This window comes from Paenarthrobacter sp. PPS72, from assembly GCF_048537125.1.
Classification (GTDB): Bacteria; Actinomycetota; Actinomycetes; order Actinomycetales; family Micrococcaceae; genus Arthrobacter; species Arthrobacter nitroguajacolicus_E.
The window spans coordinates 88,714-104,713 of the sequence record NZ_JBLYIE010000025.1; the positions used below are offsets into that span (position 1 = coordinate 88,714).

General features: G+C 62.2%; 12 protein-coding genes. 10 read left to right on the forward strand and 2 right to left on the reverse strand.

Annotated features, from left to right (window positions below; genetic code table 11):
* Positions 1-174: 174 nt before the first annotated feature.
* From ACLRGI_RS13030 to ACLRGI_RS13055, 6 genes are all read left to right on the forward strand, one after another.
* Entirely contained in the window at positions 175-510 is a 336-nt protein-coding gene (locus ACLRGI_RS13030) for a hypothetical protein (RefSeq protein ID WP_419202065.1), read from the forward strand.
* Positions 511-637: 127 nt separating this feature from the next.
* On the forward strand, positions 638-1,741 hold the full coding sequence (locus tag ACLRGI_RS13035) for a substrate-binding domain-containing protein (protein WP_419202066.1): 1,104 nt from the start codon (positions 638-640) through the stop codon (positions 1,739-1,741).
* Positions 1,742-1,869: 128 nt separating this feature from the next.
* Entirely contained in the window at positions 1,870-3,183 is a 1,314-nt protein-coding gene (locus tag ACLRGI_RS13040) for an ABC transporter substrate-binding protein (RefSeq protein ID WP_419202067.1), read from the forward strand.
* Positions 3,184-3,241: 58 nt separating this feature from the next.
* Positions 3,242-4,219, forward strand: coding sequence for a carbohydrate ABC transporter permease (locus ACLRGI_RS13045; protein ID WP_419202068.1), 978 nt, complete (start codon positions 3,242-3,244; stop codon positions 4,217-4,219).
* Entirely contained in the window at positions 4,216-5,130 is a 915-nt protein-coding gene (locus tag ACLRGI_RS13050; RefSeq protein ID WP_419202069.1) for a carbohydrate ABC transporter permease, read from the forward strand. The genes ACLRGI_RS13045 and ACLRGI_RS13050 overlap by 4 nt, the downstream gene beginning before the upstream one ends.
* Positions 5,127-6,131 (forward strand): hydroxyacid dehydrogenase, encoded by a 1,005-nt coding sequence (locus ACLRGI_RS13055; RefSeq protein WP_419202070.1) that lies wholly within the window; start codon positions 5,127-5,129, stop codon positions 6,129-6,131. The genes ACLRGI_RS13050 and ACLRGI_RS13055 overlap by 4 nt, the downstream gene beginning before the upstream one ends.
* On the opposite strand, the gene ACLRGI_RS13060 is transcribed toward ACLRGI_RS13055, so the two are convergent.
* Positions 6,121-9,018 carry a glycoside hydrolase family 3 C-terminal domain-containing protein gene (locus ACLRGI_RS13060; protein ID WP_419202071.1) on the reverse strand — a complete coding sequence of 966 codons (2,898 nt, stop codon included), beginning with the start codon at positions 9,016-9,018 and terminating at the stop codon, positions 6,121-6,123. The two genes, ACLRGI_RS13055 and ACLRGI_RS13060, sit on opposite strands and share 11 nt — an antisense overlap.
* Positions 9,019-9,203: 185 nt before the next feature.
* Here ACLRGI_RS13060 and ACLRGI_RS13065 point away from each other — a divergent pair, with 185 nt between their 5' ends.
* From ACLRGI_RS13065 to ACLRGI_RS13075, 3 genes are read left to right on the forward strand one after another with little or no spacing between them, the layout of a single operon-like run.
* Positions 9,204-10,850, forward strand: coding sequence for an extracellular solute-binding protein (locus tag ACLRGI_RS13065; protein WP_419202072.1), 1,647 nt, complete (start codon positions 9,204-9,206; stop codon positions 10,848-10,850).
* Positions 10,851-10,862: 12 nt separating this feature from the next.
* On the forward strand, positions 10,863-11,915 hold the full coding sequence (locus ACLRGI_RS13070; protein ID WP_419202073.1) for an ABC transporter permease: 1,053 nt from the start codon (positions 10,863-10,865) through the stop codon (positions 11,913-11,915).
* Positions 11,912-12,835 (forward strand): carbohydrate ABC transporter permease, encoded by a 924-nt coding sequence (locus ACLRGI_RS13075; protein ID WP_419202074.1) that lies wholly within the window; start codon positions 11,912-11,914, stop codon positions 12,833-12,835. The genes ACLRGI_RS13070 and ACLRGI_RS13075 overlap by 4 nt, the downstream gene beginning before the upstream one ends.
* A 43-nt stretch (positions 12,836-12,878) precedes the next feature.
* Here ACLRGI_RS13075 and ACLRGI_RS13080 read toward each other — a convergent pair whose 3' ends face one another.
* The gene (locus tag ACLRGI_RS13080) at positions 12,879-13,904 is read right to left on the reverse strand and encodes a LacI family DNA-binding transcriptional regulator (protein WP_419202075.1); all 1,026 of its coding nucleotides are present in this window, start codon (positions 13,902-13,904) and stop codon (positions 12,879-12,881) included.
* 25 nt (positions 13,905-13,929) lie between these two features.
* On the opposite strand from ACLRGI_RS13080, the gene ACLRGI_RS13085 reads away from it, so the two are divergent.
* Positions 13,930-15,999, forward strand: coding sequence for a beta-galactosidase (locus tag ACLRGI_RS13085; RefSeq protein ID WP_419202076.1), 2,070 nt, complete (start codon positions 13,930-13,932; stop codon positions 15,997-15,999).
* Position 16,000 lies beyond the last annotated feature (1 nt).

Sequence of the window (16,000 nt, forward strand, 5' to 3'; positions counted from 1 at the left end):
TACGTATCGGTACCACTTCATGTCATTGCATCCTTTCAGTGGTGAGTTTCATCAGAAGCCGCAGTCCCGGGCAGGCGTCGAGCGGGCCCCACCCCGGATTGGTTATGTACACTCCGTAGCAGCCTAGACGTCAGGCCCACTCAAAACTACTTCGAGAATGCGTTAGGACAAATAGTGGAGAAAGCACTGGTCGAAGAACGAAGTGTCAGGCAGCCCTCGATCATTGATCGCGTCTTTTCGATCATCCTCTTGGTCTTGCAGCCGTTCGTCGCCGTCGCGCAGTTCTTGATTGTCGCCCTCGGCGCGTCCGAGTGGATGGACGGAAGCCGTTCGATACCGCAATGGGCGGCAACGACTGCCTACGTTCTGATCTTCCTCATCCCACTCGCAGCGGCGATAGCCACGATCGTGATGCTCGCCAAGCGCCGGATCGCGTTCTGGGTACCGCTTCTCGGGATGGTGGTTACGTCCATAATGGTCCTCGTCCTCGACGGTTACGGGCAGACGTGACATCTTGTAAACCTGGTTCCTGAGCACACTACGAGGTGGAACCCTCCCGCCGTCCGGAACGGCAGCCGCCACTGATAGTTCATAATGAACAAACTGAACACAAGTGAACTTGATAGGCGGAATCTGCATGCTGTCCGAGGATCGTCAACAGCTCATCCTGAGGGAACTGGCCCTCCATGGCTCCCTCAATGCCGGCGAATTCGCGGCGAAACTGGGGACATCCGGCATGACGGTTCGGCGCGATCTTGCGATACTCGCAGAGCAGGGGCTGCTTGAGCGCGTCCATGGCGGGGCGATCGCCAGTGGAGGCAAGCCAACGGCCATGCCTGCTACCCGGCAGTCGACGTCGTGGCGTCCCGGCGGGAGGCGTCCGTTGGCGACGATCGGCATGATCGTACCGTCGGCGTCGTACTACTTCCCGGGCGTGATCCGCGGCGCCGAAGCTGCCGCGCAGGAGGCCGGAGTTCGGCTGGTGCTGGGGGTTTCCAACTACTCCGGCGCCGAGGAACGGAGGCAGCTGCGCCGGCTCTACGAGCACGGTGTGGACGGCATCTTGGTCACCCCGAGCGAGCAGTCGTTGGCGGGCACTGAAACGTTGGAGTTGCTGGCGGAGGCGGAGGTTCCGGTGGTGGTGGTGGAGCGGTCCATTGACGACGCCCTGGACCACGGCCGGCTCGAATCGGTGCGGAGCGACCATGTGCGCGGCTCGGAGATTGCCGTGAACCATCTGCTGGGGCTCGGGCACCGGAAGATCGCGATTTGCCTCAGGGAGAACAGTCCTACGGCGCCGCAGTTGATCGACGGCTTCCATTTGGCCATGCAACGGGCCGGGCATACGCGCGATGACTCGATGGTCCGTGCCATGTCCCGCGCTCAAAACGATCCGCAGGCACATCGTGAACTGGTGAACGGGATCCTGAACTGGTGCGCCGAATCGGAGGTCACCGCTGCGGTCGTCCACACCGACGAAGACGCGCTCCAGTTCGTGAGTGCTTGCCTTGAACGGCAAATACGGGTGCCTGAGGACTTTGCAATCGTCTCCTACGACGACGAGATTGCGGCTCTTGGTGCCGTCCCGTTGACGGCTGTTGCCCCGCCAAAATACGACGTCGGCCACCAGGCTTTGGTGATGTGCCTCAACCGGGTGGGCGGCAAGCGTGGAAGCACGTCCGCGCTGCAGCGCGTGAATCTGTCGCCCGCGCTGGTAGTGCGGGATTCAACACAGGCCTAGCACCCGCTTCTGTTTACTTCTGTTCATTTTATTGATGATGTTCACTTTTGTGGATTTCATAGTGCTTAGTCAAAGGTGCCCCCAGAGCACACCACGACTTCGCATCGTGAACTTCAAAGGAGAACAGAATGAAGCGTCGCCAGCTTCTGCTTGGAGCAGTCAGCCTGATGGCCAGTGCTGCCCTCATCACCGGCTGTGGCAGTACCCCGGCTGCCACGCCAACCCCCACCCCCACTGAAGACCCCACCGGCACCATCACTTTCTGGTCCTCCATGGCCGGAATGGACAAAGTTGCGGCAGCGTTCAACGCCAGCCAGAGCAAGATCAAGGTCAACTTCGAAACCATCCCCAATGGCGGTGCCGGTGGCTACGCCAAGCTCTCCACAGCCATCACGGCAGGCAACGGCCCTGACGTGGCCACCATCGAATACCCGCAGCTGCCCCAGTTCGTCAGCAACGGGCAACTTCAGCCGCTGGACGGCTACATCAACAAAGCCGAAACCGTGGACAAGCTCACGGACGAGACCAAGGCTTTGGTGCAGTTCGGCGACCAGACCTACGCCCTCCCCTACGACGCAGCGCCCATGATCATGTGGTACCGCAAGGACATGCTGGACAAGGCTGGAGTGAGCACCCCCACGACCTGGCAGGAATTCGAAGAAGCCGGCAAGAAGCTCAAAGCCGTCGCTCCCGAAGCACACTTGGCCAGCTTCAACCCGAATGAAGCAGCCCTCACTGCTGCGCTGTCCTGGCAGGCCGGCGGCAAGTGGTTCGGCACCGAAGGCGACAGCTGGAAGGTGGGCATCAATGACGAGCCGACACAGAAGGTTGCCACTTTCTGGCAGAAGCTGATCGACCAGAAAATCGTCAAGGTCCAGCAGTCCTTCAGCGACGAGTGGTCCGCAGACCTGGCGAGCGGCGCCGTCGTGGGTGTCCTTGGCGCCAACTGGAGCGCAACCGGCATCCAAAAGCGTACCGAAGCGAGCGGCCAGAAGGGTCAGTGGATTGCCGCCGAGGTACCCAATTGGGGCTCACCCGCGGACGCGTTCTACGGCGGTTCCAGCTTCAACATCACCAAGAGCAGCAAGAACCCGGCCGCGGCTGCCAAGTTCATCGAGTTCCTGGCCACCAGCAAGGACGCCATCACAGCACGTGGAAACACCGGCTCCGCTTACCTCGCCTTCCCGGGTTTGACCCCGGTTGCCCAGAAAGCCTTCGACGCCAGCTACTTTGGCAACGACATCTATGGAGTCTTCGACCAGGCCTACGCCTCCATCACGCCGGGCTGGCAGTGGGGTCCTAATTGGGACATCACCAACACCGCGCTGAAGGACGCTTACGGCAAGCTGACCAGCGGCGGCAAGGTCCTCGAAGCCGTGGAAACGGCCCAGAGTGCCACGGTGGCCGGACTCAAGCAGAACGGCCTCTCCGTCAAGGAGTAGGCCCGCAGGGCAGGGTGGCCCGCGTCCACGGGTCACCCTGCCAGCGAGGAGATTAATCATGGTTGCCCAAGAACCCACCAAGCCGTCCACCGCCGTCGAACCTTCAGCCCGCGTACCAAACCAAGAACGACCGCAACGTAAAACCCGCGCAATGTCAGGAACCGGGGGTCGCACAGCGGCACTGTTCCTGACCCCCTTCTTCGCTATTTTCGCCGTGGCCATGGTTGCGCCGGTCATCTACGCGGTAGTGCTGAGCTTCTTCGCGCAGCAAAAGTCCGGCTTGGGCTTTGGCGAGGCAAAGACCGCGTTCGTTGGACTGGAAAACTACCTTCAGGTCCTCCAATCCGAGAGTTTCGTGGGCGGAATCGGGCGCCTCGCCTTGTACTGCCTGCTTTACATCCCCTGCATGGTGGGCGGCGCCTTGGCTTTTGCGCTCCTGCTGGACGCGACCGTGGCCCGCGCGCGGAAACTCTTCCAGCTCCTGGTCTTCCTCCCCCACGCCGTTCCCGGCGTCATTGCCGCACTGATCTGGGCTTACCTTTACACCCCGGGGGTCAGCCCGATTGTCTCAGCACTGGAAACCGGTGGAATCTCACTGAACTTCCTGGACAACCAGCTGATCCTGCCGTCCATTGTGAACATCGCCGTGTGGGAGTGGACGGGCTACAACGTGATCGTGCTCTTCACGGCACTGCAAGCCGTCCCCCGGGAAATCCTGGAGGCAGCACGCGTGGACGGCGCCGGTGAAATCCGGGCGGCCATCAGCATCAAGCTGCCACTGATCCTCCCGGCGTTGAGCGTCATCATGCTCTTCACTGTGATCGGCACGCTCCAGCTGTTCACCGAGCCATCCATCATCTCCAAGGCAACTGCGTCAGTCACCAGCACCTGGGTGCCCAATATGTGGGCCTACGACGCCGCGTTCAACCGGCACAACCTCAACCAGGCCGCGGCGGCCTCCATCATCATCGCGCTCATGGCTGCCGTGCTGTCCTGGGCCGTTACCCGCTTCAGCTCAAGGATGAACAAAGCATGAGCACCCCCACGTTGACCCCGCCCCGGACCTCAACTCCAGCACTGCCAACCAAGCGCCGCAGACCGGTGGCACGTTCCGGCGGCTTCGGAAGCACTTTCACCGTCAACGCCCTGCTGATCCTGGGCTGCGCCTACATGGTCCTTCCCGTGGTGTGGCTGTTCTTCGCCGCCACCAAGAACACCGCGGACCTCTATGGAACAGCCGCCTACGCCTTGGGTGAACCTGCGTTCCTGGATAACGTCATGGCGGTCCTGAACCAGGACGGCGGCTTGTTCCTCCGCTGGATGGCCAACTCCATGTTCTACGCGGCGTTCGGTGCCATCCTGGGTGGCCTGATCTCCGTCATGGCCGGCTACGCGTTCGACAAATTCCAGTTCCGTGGCAAGGATTCCTTCTTCGGCATAGTGCTGGTGGGCGTCCTCATCCCCAACACGGCCACTGTCCTGCCCATGTACCTGCTGGCTTCGGTCTTCGGCATCACCAACACCATCTGGGCCATCCTCATCCCCGTGCTGTGCAACCCGTTCGGCGTGTACCTCGCCAGGGTCTACTCCGCCGCGTATGTCCCGGCGGAAACCTTGGAAGCGGCCCGCGTTGACGGGGCCGGCCCCATCCGTTCCTTCTTCTCCCTGGGCCTGCCCATGATGATGCCCGGCTACATCACCATTGCCCTTTTCCAATTCGTGGGCGTGTGGAACAACTTCATGCTCCCCCTGGTGATGCTCCAGGACCAGCAGCTGCTACCCGTCAGTGTCGGCATCTCCATCTGGCAGGGCTACTCCATCCCCCAGCCCGAGTTCACGCCCATGGTCATCACAGGCTCATTGCTTTCGATCATCCCGTTGCTGCTGGCGTTCATCATGCTGCAACGGTTCTGGAAGTCCGGACTAACAGCAGGGAGTGTTAAGTGAGTTTGAATGTTGCCTTGGCCATGCCGTCCCACACTGCGCGGGCGGTGTTTCCACCCAGGAGCCTGGATCCGTTGGAACCCGCGCTGACGTTGCTGAGCCGGGAGCCGATCCAGGACTTCACCAGCCAGGAGGGCCGTTCCCTCCTGGCCGAGGCGGATATCCTCCTCACCGGTTGGGGTTGCCCGATGATCGACGACGACGTCCTCGACGCCGCGCCCCGCCTCCGTTACGTCCTGCACGCCGCAGGCAGCGTGAAACACCACATCGGCGACGCCTGCTGGGAACGCGGCATCCAGGTCAGTTCCGCCGCGGATGCGAATGCCATCCCCGTGGCGGAGTACACCGTGGCCATGATCATCCTCGCCAACAAACGTGTCCTGCAGATCGCCCGGGCCCTGCACACCACACGTACGGACGTTCTTGCGGAGCATCTTTTTCCGGACATGGGCAACTACCGGAAGCGCGTCGGCATCATCGGTGCGTCAAAGATCGGCCGTCATGTCATCCGGCTGCTCGCTCCCTATGAACTCGACGTCGTGGTGGCCGACCCCTACCTCTCCCCCGCTGAAGCAGCGGGTCTCGGTGTCGGGCTTGTCAGCTTGGACGAGCTCGTGGCGGGCTGCGATGTGGTGAGCCTCCACGCGCCGTCGTTACCCTCCACGAAGAACCTCATCGACGCCGGACAGATCGCAAGGATGCGGCCGGGAGCCACGTTCATCAACACCTCACGCGGCGAATTGGTGGACCAGGACGCGCTGATCGCCCGGGTGGAACGTGGCGACCTTTACGCCATCCTGGACGTGACCACGCCATGGGTGCTGCCCGCCGAATCCCGCCTGTACACGCACCCCAACGTGCTGCTCACACCACATGTGGCGGGATCTTTGGGCAACGAACTCGAGCGTATGGCGGCGAGCGCTGTGGACGAGGCTTTGCGGTTGTCCCGTGGGGAGGCGTTGCGGTTTGGTGTGAAGGAAGCGGATTTGGCGTTTACCGCGTGACGCTTGGTTGTTCGTCCGGGCACAGTTGCAGCTGTTGGATGGTGACATCCCCGGTGAGTACCAGCCGAAGCGTTCCGTTTGAGGCCCAGGCAGGAAGAACAGAGGGGTCGACGTCGATGCGAACCTTGCCGCTGTAGCCGTCCTTCAGTTCGCACCGGCCAAGGTTGAGCCAGGTGTCGGCGGGCCCGGCGGCCTGGGCGCTGATGCTGCAGCCACCGAAGTTCCTGCCTGTAGTGGTGGAGAGGACCTCGCAGTGGACTGCGGTTATTGGCTTGCCCTCCCAGTTCCGGTAAACGGCCCATCCGGGCACGGAGGGGTCGGCCGGGGCAATAGCGGTACCTGCGAGGGGCGTCGCAGGTACCAGATCCATGTTTGAGTTCCCGTCGTAGAGACGCGCGGGCACCCATGCTCCCAAGGAACGTCGGTGCTGCTGCCCCTCCTGCGGGATCCGGACCGTCACGCTCACCGGCAGCATCGAGGCGGAGGAGCCCAGCAGGATCAGGTACTCCCCCGGCTCCACCACCATTGACGCTGTGACGGTACTGAAAGTAGCCAGACGTTCAACAGGAATACGCAGGGTGGCCGTTACACGGGCGCCGGGCGGGACCTCCACACGCTGGTGAGCTACCAAGAGCCGCCTTGGAAAGCTGTACTGATGGGCGGGAGCTGAGGCGTATGCCTGCACCAACTCATGGGCCATGCGGTCTCCCTTGTTGGTGAGAGTAACGTCCACGTCCATGAAGTGCCCGGGAACTTCGCTGGCGAGTACAGCATCCGTGTACCGGACACTCCCATAGCTGAGCCCGTGCCCCAGCGGATAGAGCGGTTCGGCGCGGGTGTACAGGTAGGTGGACTCGGAACCGATGATGTCGTAATCGAGGATGTCCGGCAGGTCGGCGTCGCGCGCGAACCACGTTTGCGGAAGCCGTCCTGTTGGTTCGGCGTCTCCGCTGAGCACATCCACTACTCCCGGTCCAAGCTCCTGGCCACCATGTGATGTCCAGGCGATAGCGGGAGTATCGGCCAAAGCCCCAAGAGCGTAGGGATAGGAGGAGACAACAAGCAGGATGGTTTTGGGATTTGCATCCCGAACGATCCTGACGAGTTCCTGCTCTGACTGCGGTAAGTCCAGGGACTCCCGGTCCAGGGTTTCCCTCCCGCCGAGGTGGGGATCGTTGCCCACCACTACCACTGCTACGTCGGCTGAGGCGGCCGCTGCGTGTGCTGCCTCGTGTCCGGATTTGATGGTCCTGACCACAAAGCGGTCAGCTGTGGACTCCAAGCCGGAGGCGAGCACCAGGCTTCCGGTCCCCGACTCCACCCGCACCCAGGTGGAGGAGGCGAGGTGCTGGAGGGCAACAGTCCCATCATGGAAGGGCACCAAGCGGAAGGTCTCCTGCACCACCCATCCCCCGATTCGTTCCGCGGAGGCCCTGAGGTAGTTGTCGCTGCCGGCAGCGACAAAACGCCCCGTCAGGCCCGACTGCAGGCTGAACTCTCCGCTTCCCCAATCCTTCACTGTGAAGTACTCCCCAACAGCGGGTGAGGTCTTGTCCGCAACCAGGACGCCGCCGTCGTCGGTGGTATCCGACGACGGCGGAAGGCCTACGTAGGCACCGGTACGGACGCATCGCAGGGCGACAACGTCCAGGCCGTCCTCGGCAACGACGTCCTGGTACCGCCGGGAAAATGCCTCGGCAAGGCTGCATTCGTTCTGCAGGGTCCCGCTGTACCAGTCACTCAGGACGCGCTGGCCCAGGGTTCCAATGACGGCGATTGATCCGGGGGTGTCACCTAAAGGAAGCAGCTGGGGATCTGCCTGGTTTCGAAGCAAGACCACGGATTTTCGGGCGGCTTCGCGGGCCAGCGCCGACGTTTCGGCTGAACCGGTTTCCGCTGAACCAGTCTCCCCCGAACCGGCCGTGGGGTTATCTGCCGGAGAAGAACCGCCGCGATCATCGTCGAATTCACCCGTCCTTGCCCGAAGCGTCAGGAGCCTGGCCACGCTAAGGTCAAGGTCATCCTCTGTCAGCAGACCTCGTTCCAAGGCCTCCTCAAGGTAGGTGGTGGACGGGCCCGGGTTGTCGCCGTCGTCGGTGAAGTTATCCACGCCGGCCCTGAGCGCGGCAGCGTAGGCGGTTGAGCCGTCGGCAAAGTACTTCTCGGCCCGGAAGAGCGCGGAGGGCGCACCGGCGTCACTCACGACTGCGACCGACCCGCCATTGACCCACGTGCGGAGATGCCGCTGGACCAGGTCCGAGACGTGTGCGGGGCGTCCGTTGACCAGGTTGTAGGAGAGCATCACTGCTCCGGCCACTCCGTCCTCGATGGGTTGACGATAGGCCGGAAGTTCGTACTCGTGCAGGACCCTGTCGCTGAGGTTGCTGGAGGTGAGGCTGCGGTCGTGCTCATTGTTGTATCCAAGGAAGTGTTTCAAGGTGGGAACCGTCAACCAGGTGCCGGCATCGGATCCCTTGAGGCCTGAGCAGAACGCGCTGGCAAAACGGGCCGTCAGGTGGGGGTCTTCGGAAAAGCCTTCCTCGTTCCTTCCCCACAACGGGTGACGCAGCGGATTGACCACGGGAGCCCATACGTTGAGGCTGACGTTCGGGTCCGCCGCCTTCTTTGCCCGGACCTCCCGGCCCACTGCCTCGCCCACCCGGGCGATGAGGTCTTCATCCCACGTTGCTGCCAACCCCACGGGCTGCGGAAAAACGGTGGCGGACCCAAGCCAAGCCACCCCGTGGGCTGCTTCAGTGCCTGTCCGAAAAGATGCCAGCCCGAGCTCGGGAATGGCCGGTGCGTGCTGATGCAGCATGGCTATCTTTTGTTCACGGGTCAGGAGGCGGAGCAGGCGCTGCACTGTCCGGGCATGGCTTTGAGTCACAAATTGTCCCGTCGTTGACTGTTGAATCGCTTCTACAAAGCGGCGTCGAAGTTCAGTCTTCCATCAGGACGATGTGATTCGCAACACCTAAACCATTGCGTGAAAGTCGAACCATAGCCTAGGGTGGACGCAATCGAAGCGTTTCGACGATTCTTGCAATGAAAACCATCACAAAGGAGTGTTTCATGCTTGGTCCCAGCATGCCCCCGCTTAACCGCCGATCCTTCCTTGGCGTCCTGGGTGGCGCAGTTTTCCTGGCAGCTGCACCGGCTGCCCTGACAGCGTGCAGTCCGGGAGCGTCGGCGCCACTGGCTACTACTTCCGGCGGCCTGGCTGAGGCGGTGGCCAAACTGGTCCCGAGCTACATCCCGCTGGATCTGGTGAAGCCGGACATCCCCTCAGTCAAGGGCTCCACCCCCGGATTCACCACACTCCCCGCAACCTTGGTCAAGTCCGTAAAGGGGACACCCGGCAAGGGCGGGACCTACACGGCGATGACGCCGGCCTGGTGGGCCATTCCCCCGTCTTTGCCGGAGAACAGCTACTACAAGGCCGTCAATGCCGAGCTCGGGACCACCATCAACTTCCAGGTCAACGACGGCAACAGCTACGCAGACAAGATTCAAACCGTCCTTGCCTCACCCAAGGACGTACCGGACTGGGTGGTCATCCCCTCCTGGAACCTGCCGCCGCGCTTCGGCCAGGCCGCCAAGGGTGTCTTCACCGATCTGTCAGAGTTCCTGGCCGGGGACAAGGTGAAGAAATACCCCAACCTGGCCAACATCCCCACCGCCTCGTGGAAACTCGGGTGCTTCGAAGGTGGCCTCTACGGACTCCCCTACCCCGGCGCCCTGATCTCCGATGCCATCTTCTACCGCGCCGACATCTTCGAGCAGCTGGGAGTGGAACCGCCAAGGTCGGCAGATGACTACCTCAAGGTGGCCAAGCAGCTTACCGATCCTGCCAAGAACCGTTGGGGCTCCGAAGACGTATGGAACGGCGCGCAGATCATGCACGGAGTGGTTCCCAAATGGAAGGAAGTAGACGGCAAGCTGCAGAACAAGTTCGAAACGGACGAGTACCGCGCCGCCTTGGAGTGGACTGCGAAGCTCTTCGCCGACGGTTCGGTGCACCCGGACGCGGTGGCCGGCAACGCCCAGCAATCCAAGCAGCGTTTTGAATCCGGCGCGTCGCTCATGGCATCGGATGGTGTAGGTGGCTGGCACGAAGCCCTGGCCCGGGTCCTCCCTTCCAACCCGGGCTTCAAAATGCTCCCCATGGACTACTTCGCACCCGACGGCGGCGCGCCCACCCTGTTCCGGGCACAGCCGGCAGCAATTTTCAGCTTCATCAAGAAGACTGACGACCCCGCCAAAGTGGAGGAGCTGCTCGCCCTGGCCAACTTCATTGCGGCCCCTTTCGGAACCCAGGAAAACCGGCTGATCACCAGCGGAGTAGAAGGCGTGCACTACACCAAGGACTCCCAGGGCATCCCCAAGATGACCGAAAAGGGAAGCCAGGAAGTAACCAGTACCTACGCGTTCCTCGTGGCGGGCCCGATCGTGAACTCCATGGTCCAGTACCCGGGCCTGGTGGAAGCCCAGTCCGGATGGGAAGCGCGCCAGGCACCCCATGTGACCGAGGATGCCTTCTTCGGCATGCAGATTGAGGAACCCACCAAATTCGCCTCGTTGGGCAAGCCCTTCAACGACCTCGCCAAAGACATCATCCGGGGCCGCAAGAGCATTAAGGACCTGGACAGCGAAGTAGCCTCCTGGCGGAGCAAGGGTGGAGACGAACTGCGCGACTTCTACGCAGGCTTCCTGGCGTAGGACGGCACTTCCATGACTATCGAAACTCAAAAACCCACGCCCGAAGCGGGGGCCCATACAAGCGGAGCCCTACCCGCCGGGTCCACCAAACAATCAAGAGCCGGCAAGCAACTACGCACAGGCAGGCGCCTTCAGGAGCCGGGCACCGGAAGACCCAAGGCCGGAATGCTGGCCCGCTTCATGCGCGACCGTTCCTTGGTGTTCATGGCCTTGCCTGCGGTCCTGCTCCTGGCAGTGTTCGCCTACCTCCCCATGCTCGGCAATGTGGTTGCGTTCCAGGAGTACTCGCCCTTCATCGGCATAGCCGATAGCCCTTGGGTGGGCCTGGATAATTTCTCCAGGGTTTTCAGCGATCCCGATTTCTGGATGGCCGTCAAGAACACGCTGGTCATCACTGCTTTCCAGCTGGTCTTCTTCTTTCCGATTCCCATCGCTTTGGCCATCCTGCTCAATTCGCTGATCAACCCAAAGCTGCGGTCCGCCATCCAGGCCGTGGTGTACCTGCCCCACTTCTTCTCCTGGGTGCTGGTGGTATCGGTTTTTCAGCAGCTCTTCGGTGGAGCCGGCCTGCTGAACCAGTCCCTGCGCGCCAATGGCTGGGAGGCCGTTGACGTCATGACCAACCCGGATACGTTCCTTTTCCTGATCACTTCCCAAGCCATTTGGAAGGACGCAGGGTGGGGCATCATCGTCTTCCTCGCTGCACTGAGTGCCATTGATCCGGCGCAGTACGAGGCTGCCGCAGTGGACGGAGCCGGGCCGTGGAAGCGGATGTGGCACGTCACGCTGCCGGGGCTGCGCAGCGTGATCGTCCTGCTGCTCATTCTTAGGTTGGGAGACTCCCTGTCCGTGGGATTTGAGCAACTCATCCTTCAACGGGACGCCGTGGGCGCGGAGGCGGCGGAGGTCCTGGACACCTTCGTCTACTACACCGGCGTTCAGAACGGCGACTGGAGCTACGCAGCCGCAGCCGGCCTCATCAAAGGCGTCATCAGCCTGGCCTTGATCCTTGCGGCCAACAAAGTTGCCCACATATTTGGCGAGAGCGGTGTGTATTCAAAATGAGCATCCTGGTCAGAAATACCAGAAAACCGGTCAGCAGTCCCCAACGCGCGGCGTGGGAAGAGGAACCAGGAGTAGTGGCGAAGGCCGGGAAGTTCCTGATCCTCAGCGCAGTGGTCCTTGCAGTGGTGGGACCGCTCTACACCATTGTCCTGACCAGCGTTTCTTCCCAAGCCACCATCACCCAGGCCGGAGGATTGGTGCTGATCCCCGGGGAGATCACCTTTGCCGCGTACCAACAGATCCTCAGCGGTGGCGTGGTCACCAGGGCGGTCCTGGTCAGCGTGGGGGTCACTGCGACGGGCACGGCCTTGAGCATGGTGGTTTCGGTGCTGTGCGCTTATGGATTGTCCCGCCCGGGCTCGTTCGCCCACACACCCATCCTGTTCACCCTGTTGATCACCATGTTCTTCAGCGCGGGCATCATCCCCGCCTACCTGCTGGTGTCCAGCCTGGGCCTGATCAACACATACTGGGCGTTGATCCTGCCCAGTTGCATCTCCGTGTTCAACATCATCATCCTTCGCGGATTCTTCATGGGCATTGACCGCGGCATCCTGGACAGCGCTCGCATGGACGGGGCCAGCGACTGGCGGACCCTCACGCAGATTGTCCTGCCCATGTCCAAGGCCGTCACAGCCGTCATTGCACTGTTCTATGGCGTTGGCTACTGGAACGCGTTCTTCAACGCCGTTCTTTACATCAATGACAGCGCCATGAATCCGCTCCAGGTGGTTTTGCGCTCCTACGTCCTCCAGGGCGTGACGGTACCCGGACAGATCGACGTCGGCCAAGGGGCAGCGGCCTCGCCCGCCCTCCAGATGGCTGTCATCGTGCTGGCCATGGTGCCCATCCTGATCGTCTACCCGTTCGTCCAGAAGCACTTCACCAAGGGCGTCATGATAGGCGCGGTCAAGGGATGAGCGCGATTCAAGGGATGAGCGCGATTCAAGGGATGAGCGCGGTTCAGGGTGCTTCGGCCGTTGTTTCACCCAAGGTCAGCGACGGCGCAATGAGCCTCAGTTCAGCGGGCTTGTCACGGCTCAGCCGGTCCATCACCATCTCCACGGCGGACCGCCCAATGTCCATGGCCGGGATGGAAACCGCGGTCCACGGACGGACCGCCGCCTTGGCCACATCCGCCGGAGCAATGACCACCACTGAGATATCTCCGGGAATGGTGAGGCCCCGCAACGAAAGCTCTTCGCGGAGCATGGGCAACAGGGCCTCGTTGTGCACCACCAGCGCCGTGGCAGGCTGCTTTCCCGAAAAGACGGCGTCCAGCGACTTCGCCAGTTGCGGGGAATCTGCCTCACACGCCACTGACTTGTTGGCAGCACCCAAGCTGTTGGCGGCGTCCGTGAAGCCTTGGAGGGCGCGGTCTGCATACGTCGCATGGCGTTTCAGGGAGGCAGGCGGAGAACCGATGAACGCAATGCTTCGGTGTCCCAGGTCCCGGAGGTGGCGCACTGCAAGGCGGGATGCGCCGGAGAAGTCGAAGTCCACGCAACTAAGTCCCCGGGGTTCATCCGGCATACCGATGAGCACAGCGGGCTTCTGCAGGCGAGCGAGTACGGGAATGCGGGGATCGCGGGCTTCGATGTCCATCATCAACAACCCGTCAACCATCGATTGGGAAGTGACTCTTTCGATGCTTCCGGGGTCGTCCTGCGTCAACAGCAGGACGTCCTGGTTGAAGGTCCGCGCCGTGGTCACCACGGCAGTCACGAACTGCATCACCACGCCAACATTCACGTCCGGCCGGAGTGGAACCACCAGCCCCAAAACGTTGGATCGGCTTGACGCCAAGGCCCGGGCGCTGGAACGGGGGCTGTAATGCAGCCGGGCCATGGCGGCCTCGACGACGTCGCGTGTTTCTTTCGAAATGGTCCGCTTACCACTCATCACATAAGACACAGTGCTGGTGGATACACCGGCCTCCCTGGCGACATCAGTGATGGTCGCACTTGTTGAAGCCCTTCGATTATCCATAACCCCCATTTAACCAAGGAAAACAATGCAACTCCGTAGCCACGGCCTGAAGAACGTGACTGATGGGACCGGCCTGCTCTTCGGTGCGGACTACAACCCGGAACAATGGCCGGAACAGACCTGGCCGGAAGACATCGCCCTTATGAAACGGGCGGGCGTCAACATAGTGACTGTCGGGGTGTTCAGCTGGGCCCGATTGCAGCCTGAAGAGGGACAGTGGAACTTCGGCTGGCTGGATCGTCTTTTGGACCTGCTGGCGGACAACGGCATCCGGGTGTGCCTGGCTACACCCACCGCTTCTCCCCCTCCATGGCTTGGCCACCACTACCCTGATTCGCTGCCCACCACCCCGGACGGCACCACGCTCTGGTACGGCTCCCGGAACCAGTTCTCGCCGTCGTCCTCCGCCTACCGGGCAGCAGCGCTGGCCGTGACCTCCCGGCTCGCTTCGCGCTATGCGGGCCACCCGGCGGTTGCCATGTGGCACGTGGGCAACGAACTTGGGCAGATCAGTTACGACGACGAGACCGCAGTGGCCTTCAGGTCCTGGCTTCTGCGCCGCTACGGATCGCTCGACGCCGTCAACACGGCGTGGGGGACGGCTTTCTGGAGTCAGGGCTACAGCAGCTGGGAAGAGATCCTTCCGCCACGTACTGCGCCGTATATGCATAATCCCACCCAAGTCCTGGACTTCCACCGGTTCACCTCTGAGGCCCTCCTCGAGCTGTTCATGGCAGAACGTGATGTGATCCGGAGCCGTGCTGAGCAGCCGGTCACCACCAACCTGATGGGATTTTTCCGGGGTGCTGACTACTTCCGTTTCGCCAAGGAAACAGACTTCATCGGCAACAACCACTACGTTGATCCGGCGCAGCCGCAATCCTGGGAAACAGCAGCCCTGACCCACGATCTTTGCCGCGGTTTGGCCGGGGGTGCTCCGTGGATGCTGATGGAGTCGGCAACTTCGGCTGTCAGCTGGCGGGGTCACAACGTGGCCAAGGACCCCGGCGCCCTCCGCGTGGACTCGCTCTCAGCCATAGCGCGTGGCTCCGATGCTGTCTGCTACTTCCAATTCCGCCAGTCCGCTTTCGGAGCCGAGCGCTTCCATTCCGCCATGGTGCCCTTGGCGGGAGCGGACACCAGGGTCTTCCGTGAAGTCTGTTCCCTGGGCGCCGATCTCCAAGAGCTTCGCCTCCTGGCCGGAACGCCCGCCCCCTCCCGGATTGCTGTGCTGTTCGACTGGGACAGCTGGTGGGCCTCGGAATCTCCGGATCGCCCCAGCAACCGGCTTGGGGTCATGGATCAGCTACTCGCGTATTATCGTCCCCTGCTCCGGCGGGGGCACTGCGTGGAAGTCATTCACCCCTCAAGTCCCCTGGGACGCTTCGATCTGGTCCTGGCACCGAGCCTGTTCCTGCTGGGCGAAAAGGACGCAGAAGCACTGGGCGCGTGGGTCAGCGCTGGAGGCACCGCCGTCGTAGGTCCTTTTAGTGGAGTGGCCGACGCCAACGGCCACCTTCGCAGTGGCCGGCATCCCGCAGTGCTCGCAGACATGCTGGGTGTGACGGGCGAGGAATGGCGTCCTTTGGCCAACCCGGTGCGCGTCGCCTTCGCGCATGAGCCGTTGGAGGCAGAGGCGCTCAGCTGGTCCGAAGACCTTCGCATCCACACCGCCAGCGCCTCCCCCGTGGCATCCTTCGCCTCAGGTCCCCTGTCCGGTCAGCCGGCCGTGGTTCGCAACAACTACGGCAAGGGGTGGAGTTGGTATGCCGGAGCCGACCTGCCGCAAAGTGCCGTGGCTGTGATCATCGAGGGTGCGTTGAGGGATGCAAGGCTCACCTCCGCGGTGGCCGGAGAACTGCCGTCCGACGTCGAGCTTGCCCAACGCGGTGACTACCTTTTCCTGCTCAACCACGGCGACGGGAGCCGCCGCGTGGAACTCAACGAGCACCTAAAAGCCGGCGGACCCTCCCTGGACCTCCTCAGCGGCACCACCCACGAAGCCGAGCTGACCCTGCCTCCCTACGGCGTCCTGGTCCTGAAGAACAGCCACACCACCGAAGACCCCACATCGCAACAGCAGAACGGAAACTGAG